The sequence below is a fragment of the Rhodococcus sp. NPDC057297 genome (assembly GCF_042667435.1).
GTDB lineage: Bacteria > Actinomycetota > Actinomycetes > Mycobacteriales > Mycobacteriaceae > Rhodococcoides.
On record NZ_JBHUZE010000001.1, the window covers coordinates 468,835 to 485,387 of the forward strand.

Consider the following 16,553-nt stretch of genomic DNA (forward strand, 5'->3'; position numbering starts at 1 on the left):
AAGTCAGTATGCGCCTCCGCTCCTTCACGCGCAATGTGACCCCGAATCGCACGAAGGTGGATCGAACCGGCGAGGGGCCGACCAGCTGGTCGGCAACGGATGATTAGGCTGATCGACGGACACTCCCATTCCGCAATCACGAGGCCGCAATCATGAGGACAGGACCATGAGTTCGAAGTCGCGTAACCCGAAGGCGCGTCGACCGTCGGTGGCGCGCATGGGCACCGCCGAGGCTGGGGAGTACCGAATCGACACCGGGACAGCGACACTCGTGCGCGATTCCCTGTCCGCCGACGGGTGGACGCTGGAAGTGAACGGTGTACCCAGCTCGCACATCGACGCCCTGGATCCTCAGAGGCTCGATTTCGAGTACATGAGGTGGATCGCGTCTCTCGTCGAGCATCACGGTTTTTCCAGCCCGTCTCTTTCGCGCTCCTCGAACGGCAAGCTGCGTGCCCTCCATCTCGGCGGTGGCGCGTGCACCCTCGCCCGGTACTTCTCGTCGGTGTATCCCGATGCGCGGCAAGTGGTCGTCGAGTTGGACGGCAAGCTCGCGGAGTTGGTACGCGACTGGTTCGATCTACCTCGTGCGCCGTTACTCCGCATCCGGGTGGGCGAGGCCCGGGCCGTCACCGAAACCTTGTCCGAGAACAGCCGTGATCTCGTCGTACGAGATGTGTTCGCCGGTGCGGTGACTCCCCGGCCACTGACCACCCGGCAGTTCACCGAGCATGTCCGACGGGTTCTGTCCCCCGGCGGACTGTACGTGGTCAACTGTGGCGACACCCGGGACTTGACGATGGCCAAGCGCGAGGCCGCGACCATCGGCGAGATTTTTCCCCACACCTCGATCATCGCCGATCCTGCGATGCTCAAGGGCCGTCGTTACGGCAACGTCGTGATCGCGGGCAGCGACATCCCGCTCGGCGATGATCCCGGGCTCGCCCGGGAGTTACTCGGCGGCGGAGTCCCCGCTCAGGTCTGGACGGACGAGCGCGTGCGGGCGTTCTGCCGCGATGCCAAACCGCTGTCGGACGACGAGGCATAGGCTGGAACAGTCGGTACCAGTATTCATCCCGACAACTGCACCGGCGAACACCCGAAGAAACAAGAGGAGATTCACCATGACCTTGGTTGCCCTGCTCGACGTGAAACTGAAGCCCGAAGCGCTCGACGAGGGCAAGCGGGTTCTCGGCCGGGTGCTGGCCGAGACTCGGGCGTTCGACGGGTGCCTCGGAGTGGACGTGCTCGTCGACTCCGACGACGAGACCCACTGGATCGCTTACGAGCGTTGGGAATCGGCGGAGGCAGACGCGAAGTACCGTGAGTTCAGGGCTGGACCGGGCAAGACCACCGAGTTGGGCGCGCTGCTGGCCGCCGCGCCAGGGCTGACCAAGTACACGGTGTCGGACATCTAGCTGGTTACCGGACGGCCGGTGTAGAAACCTTGCACCATGTCGACGTCCAGTTCGACGGCGACGCGCAGTTCTTCTTCGGTCTCGACGCCCTCCATGATCAGGGTTGCTCCGACCTCGTGCGCGAACGACGCCAAAGCTGCTGCTGCGGCTCGTCGCGTCGGGTCGGAGTCGATCCCGTGGACCAGGGTGTAGTCGATCTTCAGTGTGTCCGGTTTGAGTTCGACGACTTGCCTGAGGCCGGAAAATCCTGCGCCGACATCGTCTATCGAAATCCGAACGCCCGCCGCACGTAGTCCTTCGACCGATCGGGCGATGGCCCGGTAGTCCTCGACCCGTTCGTGTTCTGTGATCTCGAGGTAGAGCACCCGAGAGTGGATGTGAGGGCGTAATCGCGCCAGTAGATCCGTCGAGCGGATGGTGGAGGCGGACGCGTTGAGGGAGAGAAATGCCGATTCCGGCAGCACGTGCATCGTATTCAACGCACCGTCGATCGCCGCGAGTTCGAGCTGTGGTCCGACACCGGCCGCCGTGGCGTCCTTGAACCACATCAGCGGTGAGCCGTGGCCGAACGGAAAGCGCGAGAGCGCTTCGTATCCCACGACGGCCGTGGTGACGGTGTCGCAGATCGGCTGGAACACGACAGTCGGGCCGCCGTCGGCGATGAGATTTTCGACGCGATCACGCACGAGCAGCGGGTCGTGCGACCGGCGTGGATCGCCGTCGAAGTTGTCCTGCTTGTTCCGATACAGCTCGATGTCCGCCAGCGCGATCAATTTACGTACGAGAGTGCCGGTGGCGTCGCCTCGAATGATCGTGTCTCCGGCGGACCCGACGCTGGTCGTGAAGGGCGGGCCGCTGAACGATTGTTCCAATGCGGAGCGCACCCGCTGCTCGGCGTCGTCGACCTCGGTCCGAGTGCCGATGTGCACGCACACGAACTCGTCTCCTCCGAGTCGCGACACCACCGAGTCCGTGGATGGGTCGTTTCTGCCGGCTCCCCTTCCGGCCGACGCCGCCTGCTGCAACCGGTCCGCGACCTCCACGAGGACGGCGTCGCCGGTGGGATGCCCGTAGCGGTCGTTGATGGCCTTGAACCGGTCGATGTCGACGACCACGACGCCGATCGCCCGAGACTCGACCTTGGTGCCTGCACGGGCGTAGTTCAGTTGGTCGACCATGTCGAACAGTCCGCGGCGGTTCCACAGCCCGGTCAACGAGTCGCGTAGACCGACCTGAGCGCGCTGACGCAGGAAGCGGATGTACGGACGCAGAGCGAACGGTGTGATGAACAGGGATCCGATCGTGACCGCGCGTGAGGCGACCGACCACGGTTCTGCTCCGTGTCGGACGGCCATCACGGCGAGAAACAGCAGAACGACCGTGGCGAAAGTCAGGTGCGCGGTGAGCACTCGGGGCGATGTGCCGACGATGCCGAACAGCGCGACGATGGAGAACATGACGCACCCGGGCATGGCGACGAACGGGGATTCGTGCGAGAGAAGTACGAAGACGATTCCGGTGTCCGCCCACAGAACGTACGCGTTGGCTGTCTTTCGGCTGGGCCACCTGCCGAGGAACCAGGCAAGCGCAACAGGAACCGTCGACGCCGACGCGAGTGCCACCATCACCGACTGCACGGTGTCGAACTGCCCCGACGGAATCATCAACAGCCCGGCGAGGCCGAAGCATGCGGTGAGGAGACCGATGAGTCTTCGACCCCAGGATTCACCCTCGGGAGCCTCGGCGACCGGTACGTCCGCTTCGTAGGTGTTGAGGCCGTACCGAATCGGGACCCGGGCGTGCGACCGAGCGGTCTGCGATCCGGAACTCGACTCGGCGACACCCTCCACAGCCTGGGGACCTCTCGTTCACTCGACGCATACCGAGCCTGCGTCGAGTGAAGCAGGCGTACTCCGTACGTTCGAGGGCCCCCGCCCCGCCGAACCGACCTGGTCGAACCGTACCAGCGAGGAGGTTATGGGACGGGGTTTCGGGGCAGTCGGATGCTAGTCGGTACCGGACTCGATGGCTGCGTGGTCCAGAGCCTCCGAATTGATCTGATCGGAGTTTCCGCCGGCGGAAATGGCTGCTGCGCCACCCGCCGGGACCTGGCCGACGAGATCCTCGAATGCCGTGACCTGGTGCTGCGCTGCGTACTGCTCGAGCTTGCTGCGTGAATCCGCGATGTCGAGGTTGCGCATGGTCAGCTGTCCGATGCGATCACCGGGGAAGAACGCCTGGTCCTTCGCGCGCTCCATCGACAGCTTCTCGGGGTGGTAGCTGAAGTTCGACCCCTGGGTGTCGAGGATCGTGAAGTCCTGGCCGCGACGCAGACGTACGGTGACGCTTCCGCTGACGACGTTGCCGACCCACCGCTGCAGGCCTTCGCGCAGCATCAGGGCCTGTGGGTCGAACCAGCGGCCCTCGTACAGCAACCGACCGAGTCGACGGCCCTCGTTGTGGTACGACGCGACGGTGTCCTCGTTGTGGACCGCGTTGATCAGGCGCTCGTAGGTGATGTGCAGCAGCGCCATGCCCGGTGCCTCGTAGATGCCACGGCTCTTGGCTTCGATGATGCGGTTCTCGATCTGATCGGACATGCCGAGCCCGTGACGTCCGCCGATGGTGTTCGCTTCCATCACCAGGTCGACGGCGCTGTCGAAGCGCTTGCCGTTGATCGCGACGGGACGGCCACGCTCGAACTCGACGGTGACGTCCTCGGTGTCGATGGCGACCTCGGGGTCCCAGAAGCGGACACCCATGATGGGGTTGACGATTTCGAGCGACGTGTCGAGGTATTCGAGACTCTTCGCCTCGTGCGTCGCGCCCCAGATGTTGGCGTCGGTGGAGTACGCCTTCTCCGCGGAGTCACGGTAGGGCAGGTTGTGTTCGGTGAGCCAGACCGACATTTCCTGACGGCCGCCGAGCTCGGTCACGAACGCCTTGTCCAGCCACGGCTTGTAGATCCGCAGTTCCGGGTTGGCGAGCAGACCGTAGCGGTAGAACCGCTCGATGTCGTTGCCCTTGTAGGTGGAACCGTCGCCCCAGATGGAGACGCCGTCTTCCTGCATCGCGCGAACCAGCAGTGTGCCGGTGACGGCGCGGCCGAGAGGTGTGGTGTTGAAGTAGGTCTGCCCTGACGAGCGAATGTGGAAGGCGCCGCACGTCAGCGCGGCCAGACCCTCTTCCACGAGCGGTTCGCGGCAGTCGACGAGGCGAGCCTGCTCGGCACCGTAGGCGCGGCCGCGTGCGGGAACGTCGGACAGATCCGGTTCGTCGTACTGGCCGATATCGGCGGTGTACGCGTACGGGACAGCGCCGTGTTCACGCATCCACGCCACGGCGACGGACGTGTCCAGGCCGCCGGAGAATGCGATGCCGATGCGCTCACCGACGGGAAGTTCATGCAGTACCTTCGTCACGCGAGCATGGTATCTGCTCGATCAGCCCAGGTTGAAAACGGTACGAGCGAGAGTCGAACCGTTCACCTGAATCTCGAGCACGTGCTCACCCGGGTAGTACCGGCGAGTGCTGATGGGCCGGAACGAATGTGACCGCGTGAGAACTGCGGGCGAACCAGGTGCGAGCGTCCGCGTGGTCAATTTGAAGACCTTGGGACTGCGCGTGCCGTTTGCTCGGACGTGATGAAGGACGTAGTCGACGGCGACCGCCAGCTCCGACGTCGACGCGAGCTCGAAGGAGAACGTCATCTCACCGCCGCTGACGACGTCCTTCGGGGTCACCGTCAGACCATGCACCGTGACGCCGTCGGGCCGCGCGAAACCGAGCAGCGCCAAGGCGTCGGGATTGCCCTTCTTGACCAGGGTGCGCAGCGCGTGTCGTACGAGTCGCGGGGTGTTGTCGTCCGGCGCCTCGGTCCAGCGGCGTGCGGTCGTGACGACGAGCGCCGGGGCCGTGCGGCTCAGATCGTTGAGGTGGTTGGCTACCGATCGGCGCACGTACTCGGACTCGTCGCGGTACAGCGCGTCCAGAATCGGGACGGTCGCGTCGGGTCGCGCGGTGAGTGCTGTGACCCGCCTTGCCCACGGCAGGAACGGACGGGTGCCCTCGGTGGCGAGCCGGCGGACATGCTCGTCCTCGTGTGAGGTCCACGTCTGGGCGGTCTGGAGCGTGCGGTCCAGATTCGCGTCCATGAAGGTCCTGATGGCGAACTCGGACGTCAGACGCGGGGTGAGGTCGGCGAGGAGGGCCAAGCCGGAATCGAACGTCGCAATGTCTGCCGTCTCCGGTGCTTCTTTTTCCGGACCGGAAGTGGTGGCCCTGACGGCGACGGCCTCGGTGACGGGCCAGATCATCCATCCGGTGAAGGTGCTCTTCTTCAGCGCAGTGCGGATCTTCGTCTCGAACGGCGCGTAGGCCGCCGGCAGTTCCTCGAGGAGGGCGTCGCGGACGACGCGGGTACGGTCGCTCAGGCTCAGTCCGTCGAATTCCCTGGTGGTGGCCAGTGTCGTGGGCATTCGCCCGCCGAGGTGCCGGACCAGATCGGTAACGACTCCGGCGCCGAGAAGCTCGTCGGCAGTGGGCATGTCACACCATGTCCTTCTTCGTGAGCCAGCGCAGAGTCGGCCACCCACAGAAGACCGGCAGCCAACACGTGAGCACGCGATAGAGCAGCACCGACGGGACAGCGACGCTCGCGGGGAGTCCGAACGCTGCGAGCCCGCCGATCAGGGCGGCCTCGACGGCGCCGACGCCACCGGGTGTGGGCGCTGCCGATGCGAGGGTTCCGCCGATCATCGTCACGACGGTGACGGTGACGAAGGTGGTGCCGCCGCCGAACGCTTCGACGCTCGCCCACAAGGCCAGTGCGGCGCCCAGAGTGGTTGCCGCACAGCCAAGGATGATGATCGCGAATCGTGTGGGGTCCTTGGCCAGATCTCCGAGTTCGCCGAACACCTCTTTCAGCTGCGGGCGCACGGCATTGCGCAGCCAGCGCCGAAGCGTCGGGACGAACAGGACGGTGCCGAGGATGCCGAGGACGACGCCCGCGATCAGGTACAGCACCGTCGGGTCCGGTACGAAGTGCGCCAGGTCGGCCGATGTGCCGGCGGCGACGGAGAAGAAGACGAGCAACGAGACGTGCGTGATCACCTGGACCGATTGCTGCAGTGCCACAGCGGCGGTCGCACGTACCGCGCCGAGGCCGCCCTTCTGCAGAAAGCGGACGCTCAGCGCGAGGCCGCCGACCCCGGCAGGTGTCGTCGTCGCGGCGAAGGTGTTGGCCACCTGCATGATCGTGAGGTTCCGAAAGCTGACGAGTCCGGATGCGCACGCCCACAGTGCCGCGGCTGCACCGACGTACGTCAGCGCCGACACTGCGAGTCCCAGCAGAGCCCACCACCAGTTGGCGGTCTGCAACTCAGTGACGAAGGTAGGGACGGCGCTGATGAACGGGTAGGCGACGTACACGAGACCGATCAGTAGGACCAGTTGGATGATCTGGTTCCTGGTGAAGCGAGTGACCTGCTCGGTGGCGATCTTCTCCGTGCCGGTCTGCTTCACGACTTCGTCGCGTACCGACTTCATGATGCCCTTGCCGTCGGGGACGGACTCGAGCACGCGCGTCGGGATCGCGGTCTTGGTCAACCGTCCGGCTGCGGTGACGACGATGTCCTCACCGAGAGTGTCGACGGCGATCCGGACTGCCCGCTCCTCGCCGAAGAGCGCGGATGTCGAGATCAGAAGTTGCGCGACGTCGGACTGCATCTGCGCGTCCGACGCGCCCAGCTCGGCGTTGGAGAACCCGCCGAACAGGGCCTTGCCGTCGTCGTTGCGGAGCTCGGCGCTGCGCAGATCGCCGTGAGAGATCTGAACCTCGTGCAGCGTCTGGAGTCCGTTCCAGATGCTCGACGCCAACTCGTCGGGTGAGGTTTCGTCGACGGGGACGCCACGGGGTGCGCTGTGGGCGTACAGGGCCCAGCCTCGGTCGAGTGCCGACACGGCGAGAGGCCTGCTGCTGGCGACGCCGAGGTCACCGATGGCGATGCCCATCAGTGCTCGGTGTTCGACGGCTCGGCGCATCGACGCGTGCAGTGGCGCGCTCTCGCTGTTACGGAACGACAGCCATCGCCACACCTGCCGGAGAGCTCCCCCACTGCGTTGATTCTGCCCGTACATCTCGACGAAGATCTCGGGCTCCGGTCCTTCGGCCGCCGCGGAGAGAACCAATGGGCCTGGCCCCGCAGGCTTCAGTACTTCCAACGAGATGACCGTGTGACCGCGTTTGGCGAGGAGCCGGACGGCGGCGTCGAGCGGAACCTCGAGCGCGGGTGTGCCGACGACGAGAACGATCAGTGCGCCGACCAACCACCCGACGGACAGGCCGAGCATCGACCGAGCCGGCACGACGGTACTGACGAACAGGTGGATCGGCACGAAGGCAAGCAGCAGGAACCACCACACCCGACGCCACCGCGCGGGTAGCCACGGGCCGGAGACCGTGAGGACGGCAGCAAGCATCGCGATCCAACGGGAGTCGTCGAGAAACTGAGACAGGAAGGTGTCGAGACGGTCCGGCACGTCGAGGTGCCAGTCCGGGGTCGAGATACCGGTTCCGGTGATGGACAGGGACAGGACCGCGATGAGTCCCGCCGCCGCATACCCCGCGAGCAGCTTCCATTTCCGTCCCGCGATCAACCCGATGAGAATGCCGAACGGCAGCGCCAGAATCGCGACGCCGTAGAGAAGGTAGACCAGGTTGGACTGATCGGGGCTCAGTACACCCAGGATGTTCGACACCGAAATCTCGAGCGCGTCCCACTGATTGCGGGTGATGAGCGAGCCTGCAACGACCGTCGCGAGCAGCACCATGGACAGCACTACACGCAGAATGTCGCTGGTCCGTCGGACGAGCGGTTGCAACAGACTCCCGGTGACCGGAATGTCCCGCCCGTCGACTCGCACGTGCGCCAACTTACCGTGACGCCGACGTCCTCCGGACGAGGTGTCGTCACGGTTGGCCACGCAAGAGCACCGGTAGTTCAGGCGCGGCGGGTCGAGCGCACGGACACCACGAGGGCCGCGATTACCGCGACGACGCCGATGCCCTGCAACCCGGGAGAGTCGTCGGCCCCGCCCAGGACGATGCAGGCACCGCCGAGTGCGGCGAGAAGAATCATCGCGACAACTACTGCCGTTGTCGATGCACGTCGAGCGCTGCGCGATTCACTCATCGACCCACTCCAGCAGATCGCCGGGCTGACATTCGAGCGCTCGGCACATGGCGTCCAACGTCGTGAATCGAACGGCCTTCGCCCGGCCGTTCTTGAGCACCGCGACATTCGCGGGGGTGAGGCCAATTTTTTCTGCGAACTCACCGACACTCATCTTTCGTTTGGCCAACTGCACGTCGATACGGACGATGATCGGCATCAGATCACCGCGTCCATGTCGATGCGCAGGTCGGTGGCCTGTCGTAACAACGCGCGCATGACCACCATCAACAGTGCAGCGACCGCGATGATCACCACCATCAGGAAGAGCAGCAGCGGCAGGCCGGGATCGGTCGCGCGGAACCCGACATACAGGAACACCCCCACCAGCACGGTCCAGGCTGCGACGATCGCCCACATGATCACGTCGACCCAGACGAGGGACGCTCGGCTGAAAATCCTGTTTCCTTGGACCATGCTGAGGAGTTTCCAGGTGGAAATCACCACGGCTTGAATACACACCACCAAGAAGATGGACACGATCGTCAACGGCCACCGCAGGTAGGCGATGTCGGGTGATTCTTGCGCCATGTGGGCGAACTGCCCGGGCAACGACATCACTTGGAACAGAACGAGGACCGCGAAAAGAACTGCCAGAAACACGCGGAGCGCTGCGAACGTCAGCCGATACCGAATTGTCATCCATCGAATATCGGTGACTATCTATCGATTGTCAATAGGTAGGGAGTTGTCAGTAGGCGAGTCGACGCATCAGCTCGTTACGAACAGCCGGCCATTCGGACTCGACGATGGAGAACACGACGGTGTCGCGCAGGGAGCCGTCGGGCATGCGTTGGTGGTTGCGCAGGACGCCGTCCTGCTTGGCGCCGAGCCGTGCGATGGCGGTGCGTGATTGCAGATTCATCCAGTGGGTACGGAATTCGACTGCGATGCAGTGCATTTCCTCGAACGCATGAGTGAGCAGCAGCAGCTTGCTCGCGGTGTTGGTTCCGGTGCGATGAGCGGAGGCAGCGTTCCAGGTGGACCCGATCTCCAGTCGACGGTTCGCGGCGTCGGCATTCATGTACGTCGTCATGCCGATGATCTGCCCCGTGTCGTTACGGCGCACCGTGAACGGCAGCATCGACTGGGCGTCGAGCAGGCCGAGCCGCCGGTCGATCTCGGCGGCCATGTTCTCCGGCCTGGGCACCGAGGTGTACCAGAGATTCCAGAGTTCACCGTCGCGAACGGCGTCGGAGAGTCCTTCGAGGTGGTCGTGGCTCAGTGGTTCGAGCGTCACGACGTCGTTGGTCAACGTCACCGGCTGCAGGAAAGTCACGCGGCCGACGATACGTCAGCGCGCTTCTGCGAGCGGGTGAGCAGCACTACCGCAGCGGCTGTCACCGCGACCAGCAGCGCAAGGACGACCACGACATCATGGAATGCCGCCGCGTACTCGTGCGGATGGCCGGGAATCCCGGCCGCGGTGGCGTCGGCGACGGGGTTGTCGGGCATCGAGGCCTTGACGAACGCGGTCAGCGTCCACGCGTATCCGGCGACGAGCAGAGCCTCGCCTCCGATGCGGAACAGGTTGAGGACGCCCGCAGCCGTGCCGGTCTGCCCCGGGGGAACCGCCGCGAGAGCTTCTCCGTCGACCGAACCGATGGGCAGACCGAACCCCAGGCCGACGGCCACCATCGGCACCACGATCCACCACAGGGAAGCGTCGGGCCGCAGCGCGAGCATCCCGAGATCGCCCAGAACGAGAGCGGCGAGGCTGACGCTGATGACCGTCTTCGGCGTAACCGACCCTGTCGTGATCAGCTTGGCCACGACGGCAGGTGCAAGCAGAACGGGGACGGTCATCGTCAGCATGAACAGTCCCGCGGACGTCGGATCCATCGATGTGATGCCGCTGAGTGCATTCGGCAGGTAGGTCAGGAGGGTGACGAATCCGATCGCGCCCGCGACGGGCACCAGGCACAGGCCGAGGAAGGTGCGGTTGCGCAGGAGGCCGACGTCGAGAATCGGGGCCGAGCCCACGCGTTCGGGTCGGACGCGTGGCAGTACGACTGTCCCCGCCAGCGCGACGATCAGCACCGCTGCCTGCACGAGAAAGACTCCCCGCCAGCCGATTCCGCCGACGAGGAAGCCGGAGATCGTGGGGCCGAGCGCAAGTCCGAGGCCGTTGACTGTGCCGAACGCGGCGAAAGCCGTTGCGCGGTCGGCGCCGGTGTAGAGATGCGACAGGATCGATGTCGATCCGACGAGCACGGCCGCGGCGCCGATTCCGGCGAGAACCCGGGCGGCGTCGAGGATCTCCAACGAGGGAACGGCGGCGCTCACGATGCCGGCCAGGCCGGTCAGTGCGACACCGAGCCGAAACGAGATGTGGTGCCCGATGCGGTCCGACACTGCGCCCCACACGACCGTGAACAGCGCGAAAGCGAGGTTGAACCCGTTGACGACCCACTGCAGTGGACCGGGGGCGTCGCCGAGGTCGCGCGCGATGTCCGGTAGTGCGATGGCCGTTCCCGCGATCGACATGGGTACGACGAATTGCGCCGCGAGAACGACGACGAGAGTGTTCTTGGATTGCATCGGCTCCCCCTAGGTACGATGATTGCCGTACCAGAGAAGCAGAAACAAAGGTACGACGCAAGCCGTACCTATTCAGGGGAGTGGGACCATGGACGCGAACGGGCACCCCGAGGTGTCGGAGATGGAACTGGGCAAAGTCATGTCCGCGTTGGCAGATCCATTGCGGAGGAAGGTGATCACCGAGCTGGTCGGCGACGACGACGGTGCCGAGCGAACGTGTATGTCGTTCGAGTTGGGCGTCACAAAATCGACTCTGACGCACCATTTTCGGGTTCTGCGCGAATCCGGGTTGGTGTTCCAGGTCGATCGGGGCAACAGCCGAAAGGTCACGCTGCGCAGGCCGGAACTGAACGAGCGTTTCCCCGGCCTGCTGGACCTCATCGCCAACGAGTCGCCGTAAATTTGGTAGCACCGCGCGGCGCCACGCGTTAGCGTCGTCGACATGCACATCGCGATGATCGGCACGACGGCGCCGAGCCACATCTACCCCTCTCTCGGCCTGATCGCAGAGTTGGTGCGCCGCGGGCATCGGGTCACGTACGCCGTCGGGGAACAACTGGCCGGACTGGTCGAACCCCTTGGAGTGGAGGTGGTTTCGTTCACCTCCGTCCTCCCTCAGGGTGAGGACGACTGGCCGGACGACCCGGCGTCGGCGATGCACGTGTTCCTGGACGAGGCGCTGGAATCCTTCGCCGGATTGACGGCGTTCTACGACGGGGACCGCCCGGATCTGTTCCTGTACGACATCGGCGGTCTGGCGGCACCGGTGTTGGGTCGTCGGTACGACGTCAAGGCCGTCCAACTCTCGCCCGCGATGGTCGCATGGGACGGATACGAGGACGATCTGTCCGAGATGCTCGGTCCACTACGAGCATCCGAGACGGGGCAGAAGTACCACGCCGCGTACTCGACATGGCTCACCGACAACGATATTCACGTCGACGCCTGGGATTGGATCTCCCATCCCGAACACGTTCTGTCGCTGATTCCGCGTGCGATGCAGCCCAATGCGGACCGTGTGCCGGACCGGGTGCGGTTCGTCGGCCCGTGTCTCGATGCCGGGCGTCTTGCCGAGACAGGCTGGACTGCCCCGAATGCGCGCGTCCTCTACGTCTCGTTCGGTACGGGGTTCAACGAGCGGCCGGAGTTCTACCGCACCTGCATCGAGGCGTTCGGCGGAACGGACTGGCATGTGGTGATCTCCATCGGAAACCGTGTCGACGTAACGGAATTAGGGGACGTGCCGTCGAACATCGAGATCCATGCGCGCGTTCCGCAGCTCGCGGTCCTGCGTGCCGCGTCCGTGTTCGTCACTCACGCAGGAATGGGCGGCTGCACCGAGGCACTGTGGTTCGAAGTTCCCACGGTCGCCATCCCGCAGGCAGTCGATCAGTTCGGTAACGCGTCACTGCTCGAGGAACTCGGCGTCGGCGTCCAGCTCCAGAACGACGAGGTGACGGTGCAATCGCTGCGCGACGCCGTCGGGAAGGTCGCAGATTCCGCGGACATGCGCCGACGCCTCGCCGACATCGGTGCCGATGTCCGCGGATGCGGTGGGATCGACAAGGCGGCCGATGCGGTGGTGAGCGCAGCGAGGTGACTCTACTGCTCGCGTCTAGTCGAGGGCGCTGACGCTCATGCCGTAGGGCAGGAAACGCACCTTTCTCGTCGGGTCGGTGTTGTCCTTGTGTGCTCGCAGAGCGTCGAGTTCGGTGGCGAACACCTGGTCGATGGCAGCACCGTCGTCGGAGACGGTGTAGATGGTCCAGACGCCGTCGCCTTTGTCGCCGGTGGTCTCGGGCTCCGGAGTGGGCTTCCTCGTCGGCGCTGCGGCCTCACCGAAGAACGCACCCCATGGCCCGATCGCACCGGATTGGCCGATGATCTTGCCGACCTGGCCGACGACGTCTCGCAGTCCGTCGCTCGCTTCCTTGGCGAAGCGATCGAAGTCTTCGGGGTCGATGTTGAACGGTCCGTTGTTGGTCATGTCTCCAGTGTGCGCTCACTGCCGGGCGGCGCGCACGTGGCTGGGGGGGTTGGTGACCGAATGAGTCATTCGGTCACTCGGGGGCTGGGTGCGCGGGTTGCAGCGGGTGCGCGGGTTGCAACCCGCGCGTGTACTGGAAGGTGCGCGTTCGGTGGGTGCAGGTGACCGAATGAGTCGTTCGGTCACTCGAGGGGGCCCCGAACTACTGCTGAAGCCGTGCACCGATCGTGTTGTGCAGGGCCCGGAGACTGTTCTGACCGAGGGTGACGGTCTGCGACTCGATGTGGCGCAGTAGGTGGCCGTCGTCGAGGACTTTTTCGCTGGACTGGATCAGGACGGTGCCTGCGCCGGTGAAGTCGAACTGGCGTTCTTCACCACTGTTCGCGCCGAGGAATCCGCGCGCTGCGCCCAGAAAGTTCTGCATCCAGCCTGCGTCGAAGTGATGCGATGGCGACGGGCAGTCGGCCCATCCGACGAGCGCTTCCGGGTCGATACGTAGTGGAGGTTCGGCGAACATGACCTGCCCGTTCGACGACGCCAGGAACTTGCCCGTTCCGAGGAGAGTCAGAAATCCGGGAACGATGGACTGCTTCAGATCGAGCGTCGGTTCGAACGCCAGAAGGTTCGACGCTCGGATGGTCAGATTGCCGTTGTCGAGGTCGTAGGAGTTGATGTTGAAGCCGCGGTCGCCGAGGATCAGCTTGCCCTGACCCTGTGCGAGCACCCAGTCGTTCGAGTACAGCGGCGAGGAGAATCGCGCGGCGACGATGGCAGGCATCGACGTCTGGCCGAGTGGTTCGAAGCGCACGTTGCCGTAGTAGGCGATCATCGCGCCCTTCGACGTGAACCAGGGCTGGCCGGCGAGTTCGACGCAGAAGGCATAGTCGTTGCCGGGGACGTTGTCGTTGACCGGGAGCGTGTGGGGGTTGTGGATCTCGAGGCTCATGTCAGCTCCTAGAATTTCTGCTCGGAGGCCTGGACCCAGACGGTGCCGAAGCCCGTCATCTTCAACTGGACGGCCTCGCCGCTGCCTTTACCGACTGCGTCACGCCATCCGACGTTGGCGGAGATGTCGACGGTGATGTTGCCGATGTGACAGACGTACGCCTGGGGATCGACCACCACCTGGGGGTGCTCCGGCCCGACCTGCAGTGGAATGGCCCCGCCGTGAGACAGAACGGCAACGCTGCCCTGCCCGGTCAGCTGCGTGGTGAACAAACCCTGGCCGGTCATCGCGCCTCGCACAGCTCCGCGCACACCGCCCTGAGAGGTGAGCGCGACGATCGAGCTCTGGAGGTAACCGTCGTGCACCAGCAGGCGGTCCGCTTCGACGGTCAGCATCGACGACCCGTCGAGGTGGATCACTTCGACGTACAGGCCCGCGTGGCCGTAGAAGACCTCACCCTGGCCTTCGGCCGCCATCATCGCGACGTGCTCGCCGGACATCATCCTCCCCGCCATACCCGCCACGCCACCCATGGACGGCATGGCACCCGCCGATCCACCCATCGAGTGCGGGATGAAATGGACGTCGCCGGTGTAGTAGAGCATGGAACCCTTGCGCGCCAACACGTTCTGGCCCGGTGCGAGGGTCGACTTGACGACTTTGCTGTTGACGAGTTCCAGCGGCATGTCAGCGCTCCTCGGGCTGGATATAGACGACGCCGTGACCGTCGAAACGCAGCGAGAAGGCTTCGCCGCTGCCGCCTCCGATGGCGGATCGCCAGGTCACGTCCGTCACGAAGCTCTGGTTCAGCTGCCCGCGGTGGGCGACGAACGCGTCGGGATCGACGACGAGCGGGTACTGCGGGTCGACGGCCAGCGCGATGAGCGGCCCGCCCGCCGACAGCAGTGCGACCTGGCCGGTTCCGCTGACCACCGTCGTGAACAGTCCTTGGCCCGACGACGCTCCGCGGAGGCCGGAGAACTTGACCTCGGTCTTCAGCTGGCCGGTGAGAGCCAGTAGCTGCGACGCTTCGACGTGCATGGAGTCACCGGCGATGTCGACGATGGTGACGTCCTGGGCGTCGACGGCGAAGTAGACGGTGCCTTTACCGGAAACCTCCATCAGAGAGAGGGATTCGCCCGTCACCTTCTGCTTGAGCGCAGCGCGCAGACCTCCACCACCGCCCATTCCGGCGTTCTTGAAGGCGACGTCGCCCTCGTACGCGACCATCGATCCGGTGATCGCGCGCAGCGAGTCACCGTTCAGATTCGCGACGAGCACTCGGTGCCCGTTCAAAGTCAGCTGAGCCACGGGGGAACTATGCCACGCGCAGTTCCCCCGTGCCAGCTTTACCCGACGAGCGGCTTCAGGGTTTTACCTGCAAGTTCGACGACGCCGGGCTCGTGTCCATTGGTGACCAGATTGATGATGATTCCGTCGATACCTCGGTCGAGAACGCGCTTCTGGATCTGCCCGGCGATGTCGTCGGGAGTGCCGCAGAAGATGCGATCGGTGGCGGCCGCGGCATCGTCGTCGGACAGGTTGGATACGTCGACACCGGTGGAGAGCAGGTAGTCGTTCCTCAGCTTCACTGCCTTGTCGCCGTCCTCGTCGATGATGACGAAGGCGAGGAAGCTGGTTTCGAGATCCTTGGGATCGCGGTCCACCTCTTCGCAGCGCGCTTCGACGGCTGCGACCTTGCGGGGCAATTCGCTTGCGTTGCAGATGATGTTGAGGTGATCCGCGAACTGCGCCGCGAGACCGAACGTCTTCTTCTCGCCGCCGCCGCCGAGCATGATGGGCAGATCGTCGCGGATGCGAGGCTCGTTGATCGCGTTCTCGACCTGGTACCAGAGGCCGTCGAACGTCGGTCGCTGACCGCGAAGCATGGGCTCGATGATCTGCAGAGCTTCGTCGAGACGCTCGAAACGGTCCGTGAACGTGCCGAACTCGAGTCCGAAGCTGGTGTGCTCCAGTTCGAACCAGCCCGCACCGATGCCGAGGATCGCGCGTCCGCCGCTGACGACGTCGAGCGTGGTGACGGTCTTGGCGAGTATTGCCGGGTTCCGGTAGGTGTTGCCGGTGACGAGGGCCGACAGCTGGATGGTCTCCGTGGCAGTGGCCAGCCCCGAGAGGGCGGAGTACGCCTCGAGCATCGGCTCGTCCGGCTTGCCGATTCCGGGGAGTTGGTAGAAGTGGTCCATGACGAACGCGGTGTCGAATCCCGCGGCTTCTGCCTCGCGCGCCTGCGCGATGACCGTGGGGAACAGTTCCTTGACGGAACCTTCGTAGCTGAAATTGGGCATCTGGTAACCGAGACGAATAGTCACGTACTGAACGCTACTCCCGTCGGTGACGTATGCCACCTGGACGAGTTGACTATGTAAAGCTATAGTCAGGCTAGCTACGGTAAACTAAAGTCAGTCGAA

At 64.7% G+C, this 16,553-nt stretch carries 18 protein-coding genes; 4 read left to right on the top strand and 14 right to left on the bottom strand.

The features are described from left to right. Positions 1-166: 166 nt before the first annotated feature. A complete protein-coding gene (locus ACFULT_RS02180) occupies positions 167-1,048 on the top strand; it encodes a spermidine synthase (protein WP_037109668.1) in 882 nt (293 codons plus the stop codon). 76 nt (positions 1,049-1,124) lie between these two features. Further along, positions 1,125-1,418, top strand: a complete 294-nt coding sequence (locus ACFULT_RS02185; protein ID WP_037109665.1) for a putative quinol monooxygenase — start codon at positions 1,125-1,127, stop codon at positions 1,416-1,418. On the opposite strand, the gene ACFULT_RS02190 is transcribed toward ACFULT_RS02185, so the two are convergent. The 9 genes from ACFULT_RS02190 to ACFULT_RS02230 form a co-directional block, all read right to left on the bottom strand. Next, positions 1,415-3,268, bottom strand: a complete 1,854-nt coding sequence (locus tag ACFULT_RS02190; RefSeq protein ID WP_037109663.1) for a bifunctional diguanylate cyclase/phosphodiesterase — start codon at positions 3,266-3,268, stop codon at positions 1,415-1,417. The genes ACFULT_RS02185 and ACFULT_RS02190 overlap by 4 nt on opposite strands. Positions 3,269-3,424: 156 nt before the next feature. Continuing rightward, positions 3,425-4,840, bottom strand: a complete 1,416-nt coding sequence (gene argG / locus ACFULT_RS02195) for an argininosuccinate synthase (RefSeq protein WP_037109661.1) — start codon at positions 4,838-4,840, stop codon at positions 3,425-3,427. Between the two features lie 21 nt (positions 4,841-4,861). Then, positions 4,862-5,965 carry a DNA alkylation repair protein gene (locus ACFULT_RS02200; protein ID WP_378480483.1) on the bottom strand — a complete coding sequence of 368 codons (1,104 nt, stop codon included), beginning with the start codon at positions 5,963-5,965 and terminating at the stop codon, positions 4,862-4,864. Position 5,966: 1 nt separating this feature from the next. Next, positions 5,967-8,342 (bottom strand): lysylphosphatidylglycerol synthase transmembrane domain-containing protein, encoded by a 2,376-nt coding sequence (locus tag ACFULT_RS02205; protein ID WP_037109656.1) that lies wholly within the window; start codon positions 8,340-8,342, stop codon positions 5,967-5,969. Positions 8,343-8,419: 77 nt separating this feature from the next. Further along, positions 8,420-8,611, bottom strand: coding sequence for a hypothetical protein (locus ACFULT_RS02210; protein WP_378480484.1), 192 nt, complete (start codon positions 8,609-8,611; stop codon positions 8,420-8,422). Next, positions 8,604-8,810: a helix-turn-helix domain-containing protein gene (locus ACFULT_RS02215; protein WP_378480485.1), complete on the bottom strand. Its 207-nt coding sequence runs from the start codon at positions 8,808-8,810 to the stop codon at positions 8,604-8,606. The genes ACFULT_RS02210 and ACFULT_RS02215 overlap by 8 nt, the downstream gene beginning before the upstream one ends. Then, complete coding sequence (locus ACFULT_RS02220) at positions 8,810-9,292, bottom strand: DUF2975 domain-containing protein (RefSeq protein ID WP_378480486.1); 483 nt, start codon at positions 9,290-9,292, stop codon at positions 8,810-8,812. The genes ACFULT_RS02215 and ACFULT_RS02220 overlap by 1 nt, the downstream gene beginning before the upstream one ends. A 49-nt stretch (positions 9,293-9,341) precedes the next feature. Further along, on the bottom strand, positions 9,342-9,929 hold the full coding sequence (locus ACFULT_RS02225) for a GNAT family N-acetyltransferase (protein WP_378480487.1): 588 nt from the start codon (positions 9,927-9,929) through the stop codon (positions 9,342-9,344). Next, on the bottom strand, positions 9,926-11,191 hold the full coding sequence (locus ACFULT_RS02230) for an MFS transporter (RefSeq protein WP_378480488.1): 1,266 nt from the start codon (positions 11,189-11,191) through the stop codon (positions 9,926-9,928). The genes ACFULT_RS02225 and ACFULT_RS02230 overlap by 4 nt, the downstream gene beginning before the upstream one ends. An 88-nt stretch (positions 11,192-11,279) precedes the next feature. Here ACFULT_RS02230 and ACFULT_RS02235 point away from each other — a divergent pair, with 88 nt between their 5' ends. Both ACFULT_RS02235 and ACFULT_RS02240 read left to right on the top strand, forming a co-directional pair. Beyond that, positions 11,280-11,591 carry a helix-turn-helix transcriptional regulator gene (locus tag ACFULT_RS02235; RefSeq protein WP_037109648.1) on the top strand — a complete coding sequence of 104 codons (312 nt, stop codon included), beginning with the start codon at positions 11,280-11,282 and terminating at the stop codon, positions 11,589-11,591. A gap of 42 nt (positions 11,592-11,633) precedes the next feature. Continuing rightward, a complete protein-coding gene (locus tag ACFULT_RS02240) occupies positions 11,634-12,791 on the top strand; it encodes a macrolide family glycosyltransferase (protein WP_378480489.1) in 1,158 nt (385 codons plus the stop codon). 15 nt (positions 12,792-12,806) lie between these two features. On the opposite strand, the gene ACFULT_RS02245 is transcribed toward ACFULT_RS02240, so the two are convergent. From ACFULT_RS02245 to ACFULT_RS02265, 5 genes are all read right to left on the bottom strand, one after another. Further along, positions 12,807-13,178 carry a hypothetical protein gene (locus tag ACFULT_RS02245; protein WP_094720034.1) on the bottom strand — a complete coding sequence of 124 codons (372 nt, stop codon included), beginning with the start codon at positions 13,176-13,178 and terminating at the stop codon, positions 12,807-12,809. A 202-nt stretch (positions 13,179-13,380) separates the two neighbouring features. Next, entirely contained in the window at positions 13,381-14,124 is a 744-nt protein-coding gene (locus tag ACFULT_RS02250) for an AIM24 family protein (protein ID WP_037109640.1), read from the bottom strand. Positions 14,125-14,132: 8 nt separating this feature from the next. Continuing rightward, complete coding sequence (locus ACFULT_RS02255; RefSeq protein WP_378480490.1) at positions 14,133-14,810, bottom strand: AIM24 family protein; 678 nt, start codon at positions 14,808-14,810, stop codon at positions 14,133-14,135. Position 14,811: 1 nt separating this feature from the next. After that, complete coding sequence (locus ACFULT_RS02260; protein WP_170945210.1) at positions 14,812-15,420, bottom strand: AIM24 family protein; 609 nt, start codon at positions 15,418-15,420, stop codon at positions 14,812-14,814. A gap of 53 nt (positions 15,421-15,473) precedes the next feature. Further along, positions 15,474-16,454, bottom strand: a complete 981-nt coding sequence (locus tag ACFULT_RS02265) for an LLM class F420-dependent oxidoreductase (RefSeq protein ID WP_170945193.1) — start codon at positions 16,452-16,454, stop codon at positions 15,474-15,476. Between the last annotated feature and the right edge of the window lie 99 nt (positions 16,455-16,553).

Bases quoted from the DNA above. Each gene is read 5' to 3' on its own strand.
- ACFULT_RS02180 (WP_037109668.1), top strand. From the start codon at position 167: ATGAGTTCGAAGTCGCGTAACCCGAAGGCGCGTCGACCGTCGGTGGCG.
- ACFULT_RS02185 (WP_037109665.1), top strand. From the start codon at position 1,125: ATGACCTTGGTTGCCCTGCTCGACGTGAAACTGAAGCCCGAAGCGCTC.
- ACFULT_RS02200 (WP_378480483.1), bottom strand. From the start codon at position 5,965: ATGCCCACTGCCGACGAGCTTCTCGGCGCCGGAGTCGTTACCGATCTG.
- ACFULT_RS02210 (WP_378480484.1), bottom strand. From the start codon at position 8,611: ATGAGTGAATCGCGCAGCGCTCGACGTGCATCGACAACGGCAGTAGTT.
- ACFULT_RS02215 (WP_378480485.1), bottom strand. From the start codon at position 8,810: ATGCCGATCATCGTCCGTATCGACGTGCAGTTGGCCAAACGAAAGATG.
- ACFULT_RS02220 (WP_378480486.1), bottom strand. From the start codon at position 9,292: ATGACAATTCGGTATCGGCTGACGTTCGCAGCGCTCCGCGTGTTTCTG.
- ACFULT_RS02230 (WP_378480488.1), bottom strand. From the start codon at position 11,191: ATGCAATCCAAGAACACTCTCGTCGTCGTTCTCGCGGCGCAATTCGTC.
- ACFULT_RS02235 (WP_037109648.1), top strand. From the start codon at position 11,280: ATGGACGCGAACGGGCACCCCGAGGTGTCGGAGATGGAACTGGGCAAA.
- ACFULT_RS02240 (WP_378480489.1), top strand. From the start codon at position 11,634: ATGCACATCGCGATGATCGGCACGACGGCGCCGAGCCACATCTACCCC.
- ACFULT_RS02245 (WP_094720034.1), bottom strand. From the start codon at position 13,178: ATGACCAACAACGGACCGTTCAACATCGACCCCGAAGACTTCGATCGC.
- ACFULT_RS02250 (WP_037109640.1), bottom strand. From the start codon at position 14,124: ATGAGCCTCGAGATCCACAACCCCCACACGCTCCCGGTCAACGACAAC.
- ACFULT_RS02255 (WP_378480490.1), bottom strand. From the start codon at position 14,810: ATGCCGCTGGAACTCGTCAACAGCAAAGTCGTCAAGTCGACCCTCGCA.